The sequence below is a fragment of the Pseudoalteromonas sp. SANK 73390 genome, assembly GCF_054966645.1.
This window is the reverse complement of record NZ_ARPN01000055.1, coordinates 51,071-71,560: the sequence shown is the minus strand read 5'-3', so window position 1 is coordinate 71,560 and position 20,490 is coordinate 51,071. Positions and strand designations below refer to the sequence as shown.

The 20,490-nt window shown below is 41.0% G+C and carries 16 protein-coding genes; 5 read left to right on the top strand and 11 right to left on the bottom strand.

Features of this window, described 5'->3' with window-relative positions; genetic code table 11:
* The first annotated feature begins 3 nt into the window (after positions 1-3).
* The 3 genes from rapZ (at position 4) to mgtE (ending at position 2,659) form a co-directional block, all read left to right on the top strand.
* Positions 4-849: an RNase adapter RapZ gene (gene rapZ, locus SANK73390_RS07955; RefSeq protein WP_261594573.1), complete on the top strand. Its 846-nt coding sequence runs from the start codon at positions 4-6 to the stop codon at positions 847-849.
* A 4-nt stretch (positions 850-853) separates the two neighbouring features.
* Positions 854-1,126 carry an HPr family phosphocarrier protein gene (locus SANK73390_RS07950; protein WP_261594574.1) on the top strand — a complete coding sequence of 91 codons (273 nt, stop codon included), beginning with the start codon at positions 854-856 and terminating at the stop codon, positions 1,124-1,126.
* Positions 1,127-1,300: 174 nt separating this feature from the next.
* Positions 1,301-2,659: a magnesium transporter gene (gene mgtE, locus SANK73390_RS07945; RefSeq protein ID WP_261594575.1), complete on the top strand. Its 1,359-nt coding sequence runs from the start codon at positions 1,301-1,303 to the stop codon at positions 2,657-2,659.
* Positions 2,660-3,019: 360 nt separating this feature from the next.
* Here the strand turns inward: mgtE and pmbA are convergent, their stop codons facing one another.
* Positions 3,020-4,369, bottom strand: a complete 1,350-nt coding sequence (gene pmbA, locus SANK73390_RS07940) for a metalloprotease PmbA (RefSeq protein WP_462765237.1) — start codon at positions 4,367-4,369, stop codon at positions 3,020-3,022.
* Positions 4,370-4,501: 132 nt separating this feature from the next.
* On the opposite strand from pmbA, the gene yjgA reads away from it, so the two are divergent.
* Positions 4,502-5,023: a ribosome biogenesis factor YjgA gene (yjgA, locus tag SANK73390_RS07935; protein WP_261594577.1), complete on the top strand. Its 522-nt coding sequence runs from the start codon at positions 4,502-4,504 to the stop codon at positions 5,021-5,023.
* 62 nt (positions 5,024-5,085) lie between these two features.
* Here yjgA and tldD read toward each other — a convergent pair whose 3' ends face one another.
* The 9 genes from tldD to SANK73390_RS07890 form a co-directional block, all read right to left on the bottom strand.
* Positions 5,086-6,525 (bottom strand): metalloprotease TldD, encoded by a 1,440-nt coding sequence (tldD, locus tag SANK73390_RS07930; protein WP_462765235.1) that lies wholly within the window; start codon positions 6,523-6,525, stop codon positions 5,086-5,088.
* Positions 6,518-7,342, bottom strand: a complete 825-nt coding sequence (locus SANK73390_RS07925) for a carbon-nitrogen hydrolase family protein (RefSeq protein WP_261594579.1) — start codon at positions 7,340-7,342, stop codon at positions 6,518-6,520. Before SANK73390_RS07925 ends, tldD begins: the two co-directional genes overlap by 8 nt.
* A 34-nt stretch (positions 7,343-7,376) precedes the next feature.
* Positions 7,377-11,234, bottom strand: a complete 3,858-nt coding sequence (locus SANK73390_RS07920; protein WP_462765232.1) for a YhdP family protein — start codon at positions 11,232-11,234, stop codon at positions 7,377-7,379.
* 16 nt (positions 11,235-11,250) lie between these two features.
* The gene (gene rng, locus SANK73390_RS07915; protein ID WP_462765230.1) at positions 11,251-12,723 is read right to left on the bottom strand and encodes a ribonuclease G; all 1,473 of its coding nucleotides are present in this window, start codon (positions 12,721-12,723) and stop codon (positions 11,251-11,253) included.
* Positions 12,713-13,294 carry a Maf family protein gene (locus SANK73390_RS07910; protein WP_462765228.1) on the bottom strand — a complete coding sequence of 194 codons (582 nt, stop codon included), beginning with the start codon at positions 13,292-13,294 and terminating at the stop codon, positions 12,713-12,715. Before SANK73390_RS07910 ends, rng begins: the two co-directional genes overlap by 11 nt.
* A complete protein-coding gene (mreD, locus tag SANK73390_RS07905; RefSeq protein WP_462765226.1) occupies positions 13,294-13,773 on the bottom strand; it encodes a rod shape-determining protein MreD in 480 nt (159 codons plus the stop codon). Before mreD ends, SANK73390_RS07910 begins: the two co-directional genes overlap by 1 nt.
* A complete protein-coding gene (mreC, locus tag SANK73390_RS07900) occupies positions 13,766-14,608 on the bottom strand; it encodes a rod shape-determining protein MreC (RefSeq protein WP_462765224.1) in 843 nt (280 codons plus the stop codon). The genes mreD and mreC overlap by 8 nt, the downstream gene beginning before the upstream one ends.
* A complete protein-coding gene (locus tag SANK73390_RS07895; RefSeq protein ID WP_261594585.1) occupies positions 14,608-15,651 on the bottom strand; it encodes a rod shape-determining protein in 1,044 nt (347 codons plus the stop codon). Before SANK73390_RS07895 ends, mreC begins: the two co-directional genes overlap by 1 nt.
* Positions 15,652-15,720: 69 nt before the next feature.
* Positions 15,721-17,757, bottom strand: coding sequence for an SUMF1/EgtB/PvdO family nonheme iron enzyme (locus tag SANK73390_RS07890; RefSeq protein ID WP_462765222.1), 2,037 nt, complete (start codon positions 17,755-17,757; stop codon positions 15,721-15,723).
* A gap of 214 nt (positions 17,758-17,971) precedes the next feature.
* Between SANK73390_RS07890 and SANK73390_RS07885 the strand changes: the two genes are divergently transcribed.
* Entirely contained in the window at positions 17,972-18,886 is a 915-nt protein-coding gene (locus SANK73390_RS07885) for a 1-aminocyclopropane-1-carboxylate deaminase/D-cysteine desulfhydrase (RefSeq protein ID WP_462765220.1), read from the top strand.
* Here the strand turns inward: SANK73390_RS07885 and SANK73390_RS07880 are convergent.
* Positions 18,872-20,488 (bottom strand): EAL domain-containing protein, encoded by a 1,617-nt coding sequence (locus SANK73390_RS07880; protein ID WP_462765218.1) that lies wholly within the window; start codon positions 20,486-20,488, stop codon positions 18,872-18,874. The genes SANK73390_RS07885 and SANK73390_RS07880 overlap by 15 nt on opposite strands.
* Between the last annotated feature and the right edge of the window lie 2 nt (positions 20,489-20,490).

Here is a 20,490-nt window from a genome sequence, read left to right as displayed (position 1 = left end):
ATAATGGAATTAATCATCATCAGCGGTCGCTCTGGTTCAGGCAAGTCAGTTGCACTTCGTGTATTAGAAGATTTAGGGTATTATTGCGTTGATAATATCCCAGTCAATTTATTACCGTCCTTAGTACGTAGTGTCTCTGATAACTACGATAAAATCGCTGTAAGCATTGATGTAAGAAATCTGCCAAAAGAGCAACAAGACTTTAATGATATTTTAGAATATTTGCCAGGTTTTGCTAACCCAATGCTGTTCTATCTAGACAGCGATGATAATACGCTCATACGACGCTTTTCTGAAACGCGTCGTTTGCATCCATTATCAGTGAATGACTTACCCCTAGATTTAGCAATACAAGAAGAAAAACGACTGCTAGATGTGCTAACTACACGTGCCGATGTGCTCATAGACACAACTGATTTAAGCGTACACCAGTTGGCTGAAACCATTCGTGAGCGTATTTTAGGAAAAAAAGATAAGCAACTAATCGTTACTTTCCAATCTTTTGGGTTTAAACATGGCATACCCAAAGAAGCTGATTATGTCTTTGACGCGCGCTTTTTACCCAACCCACATTGGGAACCTGAGCTAAAACCCTTAACAGGCTTAGACCAACCAGTTAAAGACTATCTGGCTAGTCATAGCATCGTGCAAAAATTCACATGGCAAATTCAAACTTTTGTGCAAACTTGGTTACCCCACTTAGAGCGAAATAATCGCAGCTATTTAACCATTGCGATCGGATGCACAGGTGGACAACACCGTTCGGTTTATTTGGCACAAACGATTGGTGAAAGCTTTGCGCGAACTCATCCTAATATTAAAATTCGCCACAGAGAGCAAGATAATTAACCTTATGCGTTGTGAAGACACCTTTTTAATTCAAAATAAATGTGGTTTACATGCAAGAGCCGCATCTGTACTCGCTCAACTTGCTATAAAGTTTGATGCTCAGATAACCCTATATCAAGATGACAAATCAGCAGATGGCAATAGTGTGCTCGCATTGCTTTTGTTAGAAAGCAGTCAAGGCAAAGAAGTTAAAGTGGTATGTGATGGTCCAGATGCCAAAGGTGCGTTACACGCAATTGGTGAGCTGATCGCACAAAAGTTTTATGAACAAGAATAAGTTAGCTAATCAAGTTCAGTAATTAAAATTTTCTCAGAGCTTGGTAAGGTACGCGTATTTACGTTAAACTCTTAGTCATGCACTGCGCCTAAATTTCTAAATCATACCCTAGCTGGCTCTTCAGCTTTTCTTTTAGGCAGACATTAAAAACATAAAAATAATTGAAGGAAGCCTATGCCTGAAGCTCTTGAACAAGACTACACACTACAACAACTGCAACAAGTAACGCAGGCATTAAATAGTGGACAATTTGTTCAAGTCAGGCGTACTTTAGCGGAAACAGCACCGTGTGATACGGCTTTACTACTCGAATCGTCTCCACACAAAGTGCGCCGTCAATTATGGCAGCTTGTAGACCCTGATATTCAAGGGGATGTACTCGAAGAGCTATCAGAAGATGTGCGTTTGAGCATTATTGTTCAAATGGAACCTGAGCTTATCGCCGCGGCAACCGAGGACATGGATGACGATGATCTCGGTGAAGTACTTCGTAGTCTACCTGATACAGTCTATCAAGACGTAGTCGGTGCCATGGATGCTCAAGATAGAGAGCGTGCAACGCAAGCACTATCCTATCAAGAGCGCTCAGCTGGCGCACTCATGAATACGGATACTGTTACCATACGACCCGATGTGACATTAGATGTAGTGTTACGTTACTTGCGTCTGCGTGGCACGCTACCCGATGGTACTGATGACCTCTATGTCGTTGATAAAGATAATTGCTTTATCGGTGCCCTGTCGCTTAATAGCCTACTGACTAACCCACCAGATAAGTTAGTACATGAGCTAATGGACACAGACAAAGAGTCAATTCCAATCACCATGGATGAAACTGAAGTAGCACAGCTATTTGAACGTTATAACTGGATTTCGGCAGCAGTTGTTGATGACAACGCTCATCTTTTAGGGCGTATCACCATCGATGATATTGTTGATGTTATTCGTGAAGATGCTGAGCATAGCTTGATGAGTATGGCCGGTCTTGATGATGAAGAAGACACCTTTGCGCCAGTATTTAAAAGCTCTAAGCGCCGCTCCATCTGGCTAGGTATTAACTTACTCACTGCGTTACTCGCTGCATTTGTTGCGAGCTTTTTTGAAAACACACTTGATATCTTACCATTTTTAGCCGTTTTAAACGGCATTGTCCCAAGTATGGGAGGGGTAGCAGGTAGCCAGACACTCACCTTAGTTATCCGTGGTATTGCTTTGGGTCACATCAACCAAACCAACCAACGTTTTATTCTTGGTAAAGAATTAGCGATTGGCGCACTCAACGGTGTATTGTGGTCTATTCTCATAGCTGGTGTTGTGGCATTGTGGCAATGGGATTTTGTACTCGGTGCTGTCATCGCATTTGCTATGTTTATGAATTTACTTGCAGCAGGTATTGCAGGCGCAAGTATCCCTATTGTATTAAAGCGCATGAAAATTGACCCTGCGCTGGCAGGCAGTGTGGTATTAACTACTGTTACTGATATTGTCGGTATTTTTGCGTTCTTAGGCACCGCAACTTGGTTCCTAATTTAGGATAGGGTTTGAGAATAGAAAATATTCTTTCAGCTGGGATTATTTGCGACACAATGCTGATATTTCGTTCATAAGCAACGTTGAGAGAGCAATAAAACTTTAGTGAGCAAATTCAACTATGCTTATATGAGGTTAACCTACCTCATAAAAAGGGCCTATATCGGCCCTTTTATGTAATTTATACCAACTACTAGATTAAATAAATGGCCAAATATTGCAAAAGATAAATGGCTTAGTAACTAGGAAAACTTCGGTATGTCGTTATTCCACATGAGTAACTTTTAACTCAGTTATTAAATCATTTAGCTCACTAGAAGAGCAATGTTTTAATAAAATTGGTATTAATAGTGTTATTTGAGGCTAAGCACCAGCCACCTGCATTGACTCCACCAATACAGAGCCAGTTTGAACACTACCGCGATATTCGATATCACCACCAATCGCTTGAATACTTTTAAACATATCTTTTAGGTTACCTGCGATTGTAATTTCACTTACTGGGTATTGTATTTGCCCATTTTCGACCCAGAAGCCACCAGCACCTCGTGAATAATCACCCGTTACAGTACTCACACCTTGACCCATCAACTCAGTGACTAACAAGCCTGTGCCCATTTCATTAAGCAATGCAGATAAACCTTCATGAGTTTGCTGTACTAACCAGTTGTGAATACCCCCTGCATGCCCTGTTGCTGTCATGCCAAGACGACGAGCTGCATAGGTCGCTAATAGGTAAGTTTGCAGTTCTCCACCATGGATAATATCTCTATCAATGGTTTTAACTCCCTCACTATCGAATGGACTTGAAGCAAGCCCTTTTGGCAAATGAGGGCGCTCCAATATATTCACACATGGACTAAATACTCGCTCCCCTAACATGTCGAGCAAGAAACTAGACTTACGGTACAGCGCACCACCACCAATAGCTGAAACTAAATGGCCAAATAAGCTATTAGCAATATCAGCGCGAAAGATTACTGGCGTTTTCATGGTGGATATCTTCTGACTATTTAAACGCGCCAACGTAGACTCGGCAGCCTCTAAGCCAACTTCAGTTGCAGATTTTAAGCCTTGTTGCTCACGAGATATCGTATAGGCTGAATCACGCTGCATTTGTTCACCGTCTTTACCTATTACCACCGTGCTCAATGTATGACGCGTTCGAGGAAAACCTGCTATTAGTCCATGGCTATTGCCATACACACGCAACCCTTGGTGACTCGCAAAGCTTGCACCATCTGAGTTAACAATTCGTTTATCCGCATTTAATGCTGCTTTTTCCGCTTCTAAACAAAACTCAATCCCTTGCTCAGGTGTTACTTCCCAAGGGTGAAATAAGTCCAAATCAGGTGGTGACATTTCTAACAAGTTTTTATCTGCAACCCCATTGCAAGGGTCATCTGATGTAAACTTGGCAATATCTATGGCTTTCTCTACCACTGTTTTAATAGCCGCTGGGCTTAAATCAGCAGTTGACGCATTACCCTTATGGTTGCCTACATAAACGCTTATCCCCAATCCACCATCTTGATTAAACTCAATAGTATCAACTTCACCCATTCGAGTGCTCACTGATAACCCTGAAGTACTCGACATTGCTGCTTCAGCAGCAGTTGCACCAAGTTTCTTAGCATGACTTAATGCTTCTGAAACAGCTTGTTTTATATCATCTATTTGTTTATAAATCGCGTGCTGCTGAGGTTGTGCCATCGCTCTTATCTCTTATAACTTATCTCTCTAAGTTAATGCTAACACACATCTAAATTATCACCCTATTCTGACAAAGCATTTATGCCATAAAATTGGTATACTGAGTACAAATCAGCAAATCTTGTATAGACCATGGCGAAGCAAAATAAACCAGACATTGAAGAAGAAATCATCTACGTATCAAAAAGCGAACTTAAACGCGATGCGCAACAATACCAACAACTAGCGCAAGACCTCGCTGGTATGGCTAAAAAGCAACGTGAAAAATTACCATTAAACGATGAATTAAAAGAGGCCATGGTAGTTGCAGATAAAATTCGTCAAAAGAGTGAAGCGTATCGACGCCATATTAACTACATCACTAAAACGCTCCGTCTAACAGAAAATATTGCAGAAATAGAAGAAGCAATTGGTCTAATGCTTAACAAAAACAATCAAGCTGACGTGCTCATAAATAAGATTGAAATTGTCAGAAATGAGTTGATTGAGCAAGGTGATAGCAAAATCAATGAATTGTTAACGCAATACCCAACACTTGAACGTCAAAAAATGCGACAACTGGTTAGACAAGCCAGTAAAGAGGCTAAAGCGGAGAAACCCGCAAAAGGATATAAAGAGCTATTCCAGTATTTAAAAGACGTAATAATGCCTTAAGTGATCTTGAAGTTAGAAAACCAGCTAATAGCTGGTCTTTCTAACTTCATCAAAATCAAGCTTTATGCCGTACCACCTACGGTCAGTTCGTCAATTTTTAAACTTGGTTGGCCAACTCCTACTGGTACACTTTGTCCATCTTTACCACAAACACCAACACCACGGTCAAGTTCTAGATCATTACCTACCATCGAGATCTTAGTCATCACGTCAGGGCCATTACCGATAAGCGTGGCACCTTTGATAGGTTGTGTAATTTTACCATTTTCAATAAGATAAGCTTCTGAGGCAGAAAATACAAATTTACCCGAGGTAATGTCAACTTGGCCACCTGCAAAACTAGGCGCATAAATTCCTTTTTCTACACTGCTAATAATATCCTCTTTACTATCTGGGCCTGGTAACATATAAGTATTCGTCATTCGTGGCATTGGCAGATGTGCGTAAGATTCTCGACGACCATTGCCTGTAGGCGCAACCCCCATTAAACGGGCATTCAACTTATCTTGCATATAACCTTTTAAAATACCGTTTTCTATCAATACATTGTAACCAGCTGGCGTCCCTTCATCGTCAACATTTAACGAACCTCGGCGATTAGCCATCGTGCCATCATCAATTACAGTACATAAACTAGAAGCCACCATCTCGCCGACTTTACCACTAAATGCAGAGGCTCCTTTACGGTTAAAATCTCCCTCCAGACCATGCCCTACCGCTTCATGTAACAACACGCCCGGCCAACCAGCACCCAGTACAACAGGCATAGTGCCTGCAGGAGCATCAATAGCTTGCAAATTAACTTTCGCTTGGCGCACTGCTTCTTGCGCATACTCAAGCCAACGTGGCTTACCATTGACTAACTCTTTAAAATAACCATAGTCTAAACGCGCACCGCCACCAGCACTACCTCGTTCCCGACGGCCATTTTTTTCCAATAATACCGAACAGTTCAAACGGATCAACGGGCGAATATCTGTGGCAAAAGTACCATCGCTGGCTGCAATTAATACTTCCTCATATACAGCTGACATTGAACTAACGACTTGTTGAACATCAGGAGCAAGCTCGCGAATAGCATTTTCTACTTCTCGTAGTAAACTGACTTTATCTGCATCAGTCATACTTTGAATAGGTTGTACAGGAGCAAATTGACTTGTGATAGTTTGCTCACTAAATACCTGCACTTTTTTATCTTCACCTGATTGAGCAATGCTTCTTGCAGCCATAGCCGCTTTGTTTAACGCTTCTAAGTTAATCGCATCCGAATATGAAAAACCCGTTTTTTCACCTGCCACAGCTCTTACACCAACACCTCGTTCAATGTTATAGCTTCCCTCTTTAACCAAGCCATCTTCCAATACCCAAGTTTCGTGATGGCTAGATTGAAAGTATAAATCAGCGTAATCGACGTTATGTTGATGTATATACTGTAATGTTTGCTCCAGCTGCTCTCTATTGAGCTGACTGTCAGTTAATAAACGCTGCTCGACATTATTCATAAAACTCACTCTTAAATCTGTTGTGGACCTGCACTGGCATATCCGTACGGAACTTATACAGCTGTGCTAAATCTATTTTGGCGCTAATAACACCCAACCGCTGCTGAGCATCCGCTATTACTTCACCCCATGGAGATAATATTAGGCTATGTCCATGTGTTTTGCGGCCATTTTCATGTGTACCTGATTGTGCCGCTGCAATTACATAACACTGGTTTTCTATGGCTCTTGCTTGGAGTAAAGGCATCCAATGTGCTTTACCTGTGACCGTTGTGAATGCACTAGGTACCAACAAAAGTTCTGCGCCTAAATTACGCATTGCTTGGTATAGCCCGCAAAAGCGTAAATCATAGCACACGCTTAAGCCTATTTTGCCAAATGGACTATCAATCACCACCACTTCACTGCCCGCAACTGTAAACTTTGACTCTCGGTAACCTGAGCTGCCATCGGCTACATCAGCATCAAATAAATGAATTTTGTTATAACGTGCAACAACATCTCCAGTATCATCCAACAAAAAGCTCGCTGCATAATACTTTTTCTGTTCACCTATCACAGCCATAGTGCCCGCCGCAAGCCAGATTTTAAAATCTTGACAAAGCTGAGCCAGCTTATCTAACCAATATTCGTGATTTTTTGACAGTGCTAAAGATTGCTCGCCAGTTTTGTTAAACGCAAGCCATGTTTCAGGCAAACAGACTAATGTGGGCTGGTCAATATCACATTGTTGTAACCACTGTTTCAGCTGCAAAAAGTTGTGTTCTGGATCCATTGTTGAGCACATTTGTACCGCTATCACATGAGGAATAGACATGTAGTAACTCCATATTACCTATAATTTAGCCTGTTCAAGAAGCTGATGCAGTCTCACTCGTATTGTTATCTTCAGGGGGAGAGGAAAGTGGCTCATCAGATACAGGAGGCTGATTTTGTGCAGCCTGAGGGATCTCTACTTCTCGACTTTTACGATCAACTTCTTTGACAATTGGCTCACTCATAGTGCCTGTCACTTTAAACTTAATTTCAGAAATCACTCTGGCTGAATGAATGACTTTATCTAACGCAAGTGCTGCTAGCCCAGATACGGGGTTAACCATCCAAGCCACAATCACAGGAATACTTGAAGTAACCTGTGGCGCAACGGCTAAGTCATAATTGATCTCTTGTGTATTGAGGTTTGCATAACCTTGTATGCTTAAATCTGCAGGCACACCATCAAGCTTAGTGTCTTTTGTATAAGCAATGCCTTTATCGAGCTGAACACTGCCTTTCATTTGATTGTAAAAAAAGCCTTTTGAAAATACGTCTCTGAAGTCTAGTTTTAACTTTCTAATTAAAGAGTCCAAACTAAGTAATGAAAATACACGTGCACCTTGGTCGCTCACTTCAGTTAAATGTCCTTCCCCTAGCTCCCAGTTTATCTCTCCAGCTAGACTTGCAACATCAAAATCGTATGGAGCGCCTTGCCAATTTAGCTGATAAGCAATATTAGAACGCGAGTCTTTTATGGTGGAAGTTAAATCAAATTCATCAAACAGCTCTCCAATATCTTTACTATTTAATATACCATCAAAATAACTGTGCCCCTCAAACCAACGACCTTGTCCTCGCAGCACATGATCATCTTTATCTATCACTAGCTCTGTTAATGTAAGCTGCTTACCATCGCCAAATAGTGATATATTTACTCTATCAAGTTGGTAACTATTCACTTTACAGTCACTACAGTTAAATTCTATCGCAGGAGTACGTGTTAGCCAATCAAGTGAGGTATTTGGCTTTGCTTCAGCTTCACTTTGCTGCTTATGTGTATTAATACGTAAATAGTCACTATCTATTTGAATTGGGCGACTAGAGTCATTTTCTGGTAACAAAACAGTGGCACGAAGTTCCTTAGCATTTAGACGCATAGTCATGCCATCGGCACTTGGAAAAAGCCGCATTTCAAGATCAGTAAACGGTATATCGGCAATTTGAGCAGAGCCAAAGTGACCCGTTATCATCTCAAGCTTAGGTAACACTCCCTCCCCTTCATCATTATTATTACTTGGCAGCTCAATTAAGCGCTCAATAAATGTTAGCCATGGATCTAATACTAAATCATCTTGTAAAATGGATACATGAAAACCACTGCCAACAAGCCCCCGATTTTGCCGTCCAACACTTAATTGCGCCTGACTTAATCGCCCTGTCGAATTATCCAAAATACCATTAAAAAAGAGTCTGTCAGCTAAATTAGCAGTGATTAAATTAGAAATATCATCTCCTTTCACTTGACCACTTAGCTGCCATTCCTTCTCTCTATTTTTTTGATAAGGACTTGGAAAATGGCTAATAACCCCCTGTAAGTTTGTATCAAACTGAGCATTATAATTAAAACCTTGTTCCGCAAACTGTAATTTAACTTGGGTATTAAATTGGCTATTACCTTCAACAAATCCATCCATCAGGCCCAATGAGTAAGGTACAAGCTTATCAGCCTGCGCTGATAAGCTTGCATCAACATGAACCTCATACAAACGATTATCCCCGTCAGCTGAGACACTAAACTGCACTGGCATATCCAACCAACTGGCAAAGCTGTGCTGAAGCTCAATACGGTCATCATCAAAGCGTAATGTTCCTCTTACACCCGACAAAGTCATTCCTGGCTGCGCTAAAAAGATATCTGCATTATTGAGGTCAACTTCTCCTGTAGCATTGACATCGAGCGTATGCAAATCAATATCTAAATTGACCTTACCAATTACCTCTCCTGACCCCTGAACTATCTTAAAAATATCCACCAGTGGCTCTTTAAGCGGCGTAGCTGCAAAAAATGGTAACAAGGTTTGTGCGTCCGTCATGTGATCAATTGCCACGTAGAGGTTATCGGCATGATTGAGGTTTGGTAAGCTAACCACCACTGGACTAGTTAATTGCTGATTAATAAGTTTGCCACTGTTAGCAAAAATATCCATCCGTTCATTAGCAAAGTGTAGTGTAACATCAGCATTGGTTATTGCTGGCCAATCAGGTGCAAATAAGAAATCTGCTTGGTTAATACGTGAAAGCACCTCAAAGTGCCCATTTCCTTGCTCAAAAGGAAACTCTGCTAACGAGCCTGACAATAATACTTGGCTACTCATGTGCTGACCGGCAATAATGCCACGATTAAGATACTCAATTAAACTTTCAGACATAACAGACTGGGGGTAATAATCACCTGCAGTTTGCGCATCACCACCGAACACTTCTGCATATAAATCTAATTGCGCAGTCTCATTTAAGGTTAAGTGCATTTCTGCGGCAGCGGTTAAGTTGGGGCTATTGAACCATAAAGAATCACTGCTAATGTGCCATACATCATCATGCTGATAAATTTGTAACTCAGCATTAATCTGCTCATAAGCAAGTGGCTTTCTGAACATATCTGGTGTGGCTAATTGCGAATGCTCATTAAAAAAGCTTAATGTCGCGTCACCATTGCTCCACATCAATTCAATTCTGGCATCATTTATACCTGGAATTCCATTGAACGAAGACCAGCTTAAATTGTTCATACTTAACCAAACTTCAGGAGTTGCTTGCGGTTGCCAACTTACTCGTCCCTCTAGTACGCCTGTCGCATTAACATTGGCTAGCGCTTCAATACCGTCAATTTGCATCAACTGTGCTAACTGCGCTACCAGTCCAACACTAATATCTTCAAACCAAATTCGTTTCTTATTTTCTGCAAATGTTCCCTCAAGTTTGGCGGGAATAAAAGATTTTCCATCAAAACTAAATAGCAGCTCTGAACTGCGCAGCTGCCATTGCTGTTTCGCTGGCTGCAGCTGCAACTGCCCTTGCTCAAGTATGAGTTCGTGTGCTGAATCAGCCTCTGACCATTGCACTTTGCTAGGTAGCGTATTCAACGTAAGTGCCTGTACTTTTCCAGCATCAAGCATTAGCCAAAGTTCGCCATTTAACTCAGTTGTTATATGTTTTTCCTGAGTTGGTACTTGCTCTGTTAACCATTCAGCGATATCAACATTTTTCGCCTCTAAATACACCTGTCCAGCTAAGTCTCTTAAAGAGTTCCCTGTTAACGCCAAGCGCGCAGAGAATCGCCCTTGTTGTAACCCTGGAATTGCAACTTCACCTTCACCTTTATGACTGTTTGGACTATTTTGCCAAGTAATATCATTTAATAATAAAGTATGTACAAAACCACTTTGAGTACGCAAATTTAGTTGGCTAGACTGAATTGAAAAGTGACCAGTATCACCTAAAAATAGGCTTTCAATAAGGGATTGCTGTTCAAATACAGTGCTATCAGAATCATTTACTCGGTCAAACTCTGTTAAATCGACTTGTGCAGAAAAGCCATCCAATACAAAGTAATTTGAGCGGATCTGCCAGTTTTTAAATGACTCAAGTACATTGAGTTGTAAACTCGTGCGGGTGATTGACAGCGCAATGGGTGAGCTTTCGTTATCAACAAAGGTTAGATTTTCTAGCACCAAGGCTGGACCATTACTTTCCCAGCTAGCACTAATAGCACCTAAACTTAAGCTAACACCAAATTGTTGATGAATAATATCTTCAATATTTTCACGATAATCATTTGCATACGGCAAGCTATACTTAACAACGGAAACAAGCACAGCAAGTGTTACAAGGGTAATTGCGAACACCTGCCACACTTTACGAATACAAAAGAAACAAAAAGTTTTAACTTGCATTGGACGTTACGTCACCTTACATCATTACGACGTCAAACTGTTCTTGGCTATATAAGCTCTCTGTTTGAATACTGACCTGTTTTCCGATAAAGAGTTCCAATTCTGCAAGATTATGATATTCATCATTGATTAAAGCTTCACTCACTGCAGGTGATGCATAGACCATGAACTTATCTGCATCATATGCACGATTCACCCTCACGATCTCTCGTAAAATTTCATAGCAAACGGTTTCTACCGTTTTTAATGAGCCTCTTCCTGCACAAGCAGGACATACTCCACACAAGATATGCTCTAGGCTTTCTCTTGTACGTTTACGCGTCATTTCTACCAAACCCAATGCCGATAAGCCATTAATGTTAGCTTTAGCCCTGTCTTTGGCCAGTGCTGTTTCTAATGAATGTAGCACGCGGCGTTTATGTTCATCCGAAATCATGTCGATAAAATCAATAATGATGATACCACCTAGATTGCGTAACCGTAATTGTCGTGCTATCGCAGAGGTTGCCTCTACATTGGTATTAAAAATTGTCTCTTCAAGATTACGATGTCCAACAAAGGCACCTGTATTAACATCTACGGTAGTCATTGCCTCAGTTTGATCTATGATTAAATAACCACCTGATTTTAATTCAACTTTTCTATGTAGTGCTTTTTGTATTTCAGTCTCGACATCAAACAAATCAAATATAGGTCGTTCACCAGGATAATACTCCAACGTCCTTCCCAGTAGAGGCACAAATTCTTCAGTAAAAGATTTCAGCTCTTGATAAGTCAGCTTAGAGTCGACTCGAATGCGTTCCATATCTTCACCGACATAATCTCTGAGTGTGCGAAATGCAAGCGTTAGATCCTCATGTAAAATAGCTGCTTTACTGGTTTTTTTACGGCGACTAATTATTTTTTGCCACAATTTTTTTAAAAATTCAGCGTCGTGCTGTAATTCAGCCTCAATGGCACCCTCCGCTGCAGTGCGAACAATAAAACCACCATTTTCATCATTATATTGTGAAACAATTTCTTTAAGTCGTGCTCGTTCCTGTTCAGTCTCAATGCGTTGACTTACCCCTACGTGCGTAGCATCTGGCATAAAAACTAAATAACGAGAAGGAATCGTGATATCTGTTGTTAAGCGCGCACCTTTAGTGCCAAGAGGGTCTTTGACCACTTGTACCATAATATACTGGCCCTGCTTAACGAGCTCTCTGATATCCTGTACTTTTTTGACTGGTTGCTCGTCCACACCCTCTTCAAAAGAAGCACTATTAACAATATCTGAGGCATGCAAAAACGCGGCCTTATCTAAGCCTATATCAACAAAAGCAGCCTGCATACCAGGTAAAACACGACTCACTTTGCCTAAATAAATATTACCAACAATACCAAGATTACCAATACGCTCTACTTGCACTTCTTGCAGCACACCATTTTCAATCAGTGCTACCCGACTTTCACTTGGTGTCACATTGATTAGTAATTCACTGCTCATAATAGCCTTCGGTAAATTTTTGAATTAATTGTTCGGTTTCATATAAGGGTAAACCCATTACTGCAAAGTAGCTACCTGATAGTTGAGTCACAAACTTACCACCTCCCCCTTGAATACCATAACCACCAGCTTTATCTAATGGCTCACCAGTGTGCCAATATTGCTGCATTTCTTGCTCTGTCAGCGTTTTAAAGGTGACATCGGTGCATACCACGGTGCTTAAAATCTTCGTTGCATCAGCCATAGCTATTGCAGTATAAACTTGATGAGTACGTCCAGACAAACGCGTCATAGTGCGCATAAAATCTTCTAGGTCTATTGGCTTACCTAAAGCAATACCATCAATAACCACCACCGTATCACTGCCCAGTACCGGTTTATCAGTATAGCCTTTGGCGACTGCTGACTGCGCTTTCAACCGTGCTAAACGCTCAACATACTCCAGCGGTGGTTCATTATCCAATTGCGTTTCGTCTGCATCTACAGCAAATTGAGTAAACTCATATCCAAGTTGACTGAGGAGTTGTTTGCGCCGAGGGGAAGCTGACGCCAAATACAAATGTGGGGCCATTAACGTATCCTAAATTGGCGACGGTATTTACGTAATAATAAAAACATCCACGGCCAACATAACATACCAGTCAAAGCTGGCCACAAGTAATGAGGGCTAAAATACACGTCGAGTAAAAAGTGATTTAACCAAAACAACAGTAAATGATATAAAGTTAAGAATAACCCTATCAAAATAGCTTGCTGCCAGATTGAAAAATTTCGTATTTTTTGAAAATTACTTACCGTGATGTAAATACAAATTGAGTAGGTTAATGAATTAACGCCCAGTGGTGCACCAATTGCTAAGTCCATTAATAAACCAGCAACCCATGCCCAACCAATATTGACTCGATGTGGTACGGCCAAAGACCAATACATTAGTACCAACAACACCCAGTCAGGGCGAAAAGGCTCCGCAGAGATGGGCAATGGCATTAAAGCCATTACTAGCGCTAAAAAAACACTCAAAGCAATGAGAAAATAGTAGCGCTTAATCATTGTCTAAGCTCTCTTGTACGGTTCGCCCTAATATCAACAATAAACGAATACGATCCAGTTGCGCAATTGGCTCTGCATAAACTTGTGCAAAGGGTAGGCCTTCATCACGGTGCAACTCAGTAACCACAGCAACTGGGTAGCCTTCAGGAAAAACACCTCCCAGCCCTGATGTCACCAATACATCACCAATACGAACATCCAAGCTATGGGGTACATGAGATAGTTTTAGCTTATTAATTTTACCAATACCTTCAACTACAGTTCGTACGTCATTACGTAAAATTCTCACTGGTGTCGCATGTGTTATATCTGTCATCAACAACACTCTAGAGGTAGTTGTGCCTACTTGAGTCAACTGCCCAACTAAGCCCATTTCATCTATAACGGGTTGGCTTTCGGTTACACCATCAATTGTACCCCTATTAACAACAACTTGATGACTATAAGGATTAGAATGAACAGATAAAACTTGTGCTATTTTTCGAGTCGCTTTCTCTCTTGCGGAGGCACTCAAAAGAGCTCTGAGTTTTTGGTTTTCACTTTGCAAAAATTGTAGTTGCTGTAACTGCTCACTTTGTAATAACTGTTGATGTTTAAGTGCGCTATTTTCTTCACTTAACTGTTCGCGAGTTTGCAAACTTCTCGCGCCACTATTAAATGCTTCATAAGGCATACTCGCTAAATACAACAAAGGACTAACAGCGGTGTGCAAACTAGTCCTTATCAAAGTGCCGCCGTGTGTAAAGCGATCCCCAACAATAAGTATAATACTCAGCATCACTGCGACTGTGAGTCGCAGCTGCAAAGAGATGGTGCGGCCAAATAAAAGGTTCATTAGTCGTAACTAAATACATCGCCGCCGTGCATGTCTATCATCTCTAACGCTTTACCGCCACCACGAGCAACACAAGTTAGCGGGTCATCTGCAACCACGACTGGAATACCGGTTTCTTCCATAAGCAGTCTATCTATATCTTTTAATAGCGCACCACCACCCGTTAGTACCATACCATGAGCAGAAATATCTGACGCCAGTTCAGGTGGTGACTGCTCCAATGCAACCATAACCGCACTTACAATCCCCATTAATGGCTCTTGTAAAGCTTCTAGTATTTCATGGGAATTAAGTGTAAACGAGCGTGGAACACCTTCGGCCAAGTTGCGACCTCGCACTTCAATTGAAATGGGCTCATCGCTTTTAAATGCGGATCCAATTTCATGTTTAATGTGCTCAGCAGTCGCTTCTCCAATTAAGCTACCGAAATTACGGCGCACATAATTGATTATTGCTTCGTCAAACTTATCACCGCCAATACGTACTGATGACGAGTAAACTACACCATTTAAAGAAATAATAGCGACTTCAGTGGTGCCACCACCAATATCAACGACCATTGAGCCTGTTGCTTCAGAAACAGGTAATCCTGCACCAATCGCAGCAGCCATAGGCTCTTCAATTAAGTAAACTTCGCGTGCACCAGCCCCCATTGCGGACTCTCTTATCGCACGTTTTTCAACTTGAGTTGCACCACAAGGCACACAAATTAATACACGCGGACTAGGTCGCATAAAATTATTATTATGCACTTGTTTAATAAAGTGTTGTAACATTTTCTCTGTTACATAAAAGTCAGCAATCACACCATCTTTCATCGGTCTTATTGCTTTAATATTGCCAGGGGTACGACCCAACATTTGTTTTGCTGCCGTACCTACAGAAGCGACACTTTTGGGACCGCCTGCTCGTTCTTGTCTAATAGCAACAACCGAAGGTTCATTTAAAACAATGCCCTCTTCTTTCACATAAATAAGAGTGTTAGCTGTACCTAAGTCAATTGATAGGTCGTTGGAAAATAATCCGCGTAATTTTTTAAACATGAGGCTGGGTAACCTTAAAGAAATACCTTAAATTAAGTGATGCAATGCATCACCCATCGTTATATTGTTCTATCGCTCTCGTACTAAACGAAAGCCGATATAATTTGCTCGAAAGTCGGTTGCTAACTCTAAACGAGTAGACACACGAGCTAAACTTGGTGCAAAATTCCAAGCGCCACCACGCACTGTTACACCGCTTTGAGAAGCACGCTTTTGAGTCCATTCCCAAACATTGCCTACCGTGTCATAGAGCCCATAATGGTTTGGAGAAAACTCTCCAACGGGCGATGCGCTTTTATTTGACCATGCACTACCACACCAACCACAGTTCGCTAGGCTTTTACCGATTTCATTACCCCAAGGGTATTCAGACATTGTGCCCGCTCGTGCCGCGTATTCCCACTCAACTTCATTGGGTAAACGAAATTGCTCACCTTGTTCTGCGGATAGCCAGTTTGCATAAGCTTTGGCATCATCATAAGACACACAAACTACAGGGAAGCTTTCAGCTTGCTCATAGCCTGGAGCTTTCCAGCTATAATCTAGATCCCAAACTGGTTCACCATCTTTATAGTATGCGCAGCCACGACCTTTTTCAGCTGCAGTTTGATAACTCGTATTTTCAATAAACCGGCGAAACTCACCAACCGTGACTTCTGTGCTTTGCATACCATAGGAGTTACTAAGCACCTTCTCAATAACTGGACGCTCATTTGCTAGCCCGTTACCAACTAAATCACCCATTTTAAATGTACCTGCTGGTACAATCACAATTTGATTTTTTGGGGTCTGAGATACAATAGTTGGTGATGCTTTTGTGTTGCTTTGCTCTCTTTTGGGTGTCGGTACAGCAATCGACTCAGGCTTTTTTACAAGCCTAGCATTGATTGTTTGTGCTTTGCGAATAGTCACACGTTTCTTATATGGCTTGTAGCCGAGTTTACGAACTTCAATATCATATGTGCCAGATGGGATGTTCACTGATAACTTAGTTGAACCATAACTAACCCCGTTGATAAAAACTTCGTCGTCATACACATTAGAGCGCAGTGTTACAGGAACCATTGCTGGCGCTTTCTTCGCTGGCTGATTCGATAAACTTGAGTGTGTGACCTCAATAACCGCAGGAGAATTAATTCTGGCGACTTGCACATTATTTGATGTTGCAGCTTGTTCTGAAAAGCTCAGTTGACTGTCACTGTAAACAGTGGGGTAATTGGTTTGATAAGCGCCAACACTACCAGCCATAGGTGTACCGTACTCTGCACAAAAACGATTATCAACGCTAATTAAGCTGCATAATCGACTATTATTCACATCGCCTCGCATGCTCACACTCAGGTTAACACTGTAATTGCCCTGCCCGCTAAAAGCACTACTAACAACATGGCTGTTTAATACTTGTACTTGAGCACCAGCTAAGTTTCGCTTTGGTTCAACAAGACGCTGCTCTGTTAAATTTGCAAACAACTGATCAACAAAGCGCTTGGTGGATTTTTGTAATGCCATTTGTTGGCCTCGCTGCTCACATGCAGCCAAGGTTTCAGTGCGTTTACAGTTAATAGTATGATCGACCTCTAACGTACCCTCTCGTGTAAACTCGTTACGCAAACGCTCCACGCGCGCAGTACTTAGTTGATCTTTTAAACTCTCTAATGTATTAACTAGAGTATGCTTAGTAATACGAATTTGCTCGATATCTTTACGATGTGAAGCTATCGCCGCAAGCTGCATCGTAATGTCATCTTTGTTTTTCTTATGATCAACAACTGATTCTTTATAACGCGTTTGCGCTTTAGAAATATCAAGAGACGGGTCATCAATTAAACGGCGATATAAATCATTCATCGCATCGAGAGCTTGATTTTTCTCTTTATCCAAGTCTGAAGAACGTGTTCTCAATAAATCTAATTGCGCTTGTAAACGCGTTTCTTCACTAAGATGCTTGTCCAATATCTGCGTGTAGTTATCTAATTCAGTTTGTTTAACCGAAAATTCTGATTCAATGGCATTCACCGTGACTGTGTCTTGCGCCGTTACGTTGAATGTCGCACAGGCAGCCATAAATGTGGCAGAGACAAAAAAAGATAAAGGAGCTATTCGCATATATTCCATTCCCAAAAACGCGGCAATTATTTGGTCTTTGTTATTTTTTATAGTTAGTTCTTAATGCTATGTACTTACAAAGCAAAACACAAGCTTTGTGCCATTAATATCTGAGTTTACAACTATTAACTACAACCTTGCTAGTAATCTAGACATATTTTCACAGATAGCTGTTAGAATTAATCTTCTATACTCGCATAAATCGGAAAATAGGATGAGTTTTAAAAAATTTGACTTTCCAGAGTCTCCGATACAGATAATTGAACACCCACTGCTAGCACAAAAGCAAGTGATACTAAAAGTCAAAAGAGATGACCTATTGCACCCGCATATTGCAGGTAACAAATGGCGAAAGCTAAAATACAACCTCATTGCCATGCAACAGCAAAACAAGTCAGCATTCGTCACCTTTTCAGGGCCTTTTTCGAATCATTTATATGCAGCCAGTATGGCGTGTAAATTATTTGCATTAGAGGGCCATGCAATTGTCAGAGGGCCGCATCTAGATATCCATAATCCAACAATTCGCATGGCACGTGCCTGTGGAGTCAAAATACATATGGTTGATAGGGCAACTTATCGATTACGACATCAAGATGAGTACCTAGTGGAGATACAAAAACGCTTTGCACATTGCCACATAATCCCAGAAGGGGGCAGTAATCAGCATGCATTAATCGGCATTCAAGAATTGGCAAAAAGCTTACCAAAAAGTGATTACGTCATATGCGCAACAGGCAGCGGGGGAACGCTTGCAGGCTTAATAGATTCTTGCCCAAAAACAACCTCTGTTATTGGCATTGCGGTATTAAAGCAAGCTGAATATTTAATTAATGAAATTATCCGTTTGACACCAGAGTCTGAACAAAAATCAAACTGGCAACTCATGTGTGATTTTCATGATGGTGGGTATGGCAAATTTTCAACTGCGCTTTGGCAGTTCTGCAAAATGATGAAAAAAGATTGTAAACTCCCTTTAGAGCCTATTTACACGGGCAAGCTGTTTTATGCTTTATGGCAATTATTAGAACAAGATTTTTTCGCTCCTGGTAGCCATATCACAGCCATACATACAGGAGGGTTGCAAGGTTTAGATGGCTTACGTTATCGGCAATTAATAACGAACTAACTCAAGCTGCTGTAGCAACTCTGCAAAATAGTACCCTTGTGCGCCATGAACACCCAGTGATTTCAAGCAATCAAGTTCAAGTTGTGTTTCTACACCGACAGCATAAACCGGAATATTTAAACGCTTTGCTTGATATACGATTTGCTTTATTGTTTTTTGCTGTTGCGAACTGTGCTGTACTTTATGGACCAAGCCGTAACCTAACTTTATGCCTGATATTAATTGGTTTTCACGTAAAGTGTTGACCATTAATGGTGATTCAACATGGTCAATGAGCAACGCAATATTCACCCCTGTAAAAAAGAGCTGTTGTGCGTTAATTTGTTGATGATATTTATAAAATTCATCTGCTGACAATTCAAACATGAGTTTTTTATCTTCACTGGCCTCCCGTACGACAGCAGTAAGCCAATGGATAAAATCAATGTCCAACCAATTCTCAATATGAATATTGATACTCACATTCGATTTTTGAGGCTCTTTTGTCAAGATAGTGATAGCTTGTTGAATAATCTTTTTATCTAAAGTTTCCAAGTTATTTCTACTATGCAGCTGAGGAATAAACTGCTTGGCGGCAATTAACCCTAACTGAGCATGACGCACCCTCAGCAAAACTTCGCTTTGGATAATATCTTGCTGTTCAAAACCAAATAATGGTTGAAAGAATAATACAAACTGCCCATTGTCAATACATCGAATAAAGTCATCTTCGCTGCTTTGCATTGCATTTGCGTGTGTTTTATCAAGAGGCATCATATGGGTATGCTGCCATACATTATTATTTGCAATCTCTAATGCAGCCCGAGCTAACTGATAAACATTTGCTTGCTCAGCTTCATATTGATAGAAGCACCCCCCCACTTTAACTTGACTACGTGAAAGATCAGCACGTAATGAGCGCAAAATACGAAACATAATCTCATGAAGCTTTTTGCCAAGCTCAATGACATCCCCCCAAGCAACTTGCTCAAATGTGACCGCTAATGCGCCAGAGTTCAGGTATTTTACTGAACACTTCATGGTATTAGGTAGCTGCTTATGTATGGCCACAGCAAAGTGGTTTTTTTCATCCAGTGTATTATCTAACTTCATAGTCCAACGGATCAACAAAAAAACCTTAAACAAACTATTATCTACAGATCTGGGGTCCACAGCGCTTAGGGCAGAACTTTCTTCCATATTAATACTATTATCGGGCAAAAAGCGTTTTGGCCTGACTCGATATACCTGCCACCAACGGTAAAAAAATGCTAATAAACCAACAAATAAAATATTAAAAAATATAACAATATAAGCATGCTTTTTATAAGGCTGTGGGTGTGATAGGGCTAAAGATAAACCTGTCGATGAAAAACGCGTTGCGTCATCAGGCATAGCTTGCCCGTTAGGAATATATTCAAATTTGTATTGCTGTGCAATTGCGGTAATATTCTTTTGCGTCCTTAAGTCCTCTGGTAGTTTTGCCACCCTTTGCACAACCGCTTCGCCACGCTGGTGTATCTGTAAATGCAGTAAATGCAACAACAGCATATTTAAAATGAGCACCACAACCAGCGCCACTGCGACCATATACCAGTGGTTTGGCTTGAACTTAAACTGCACCT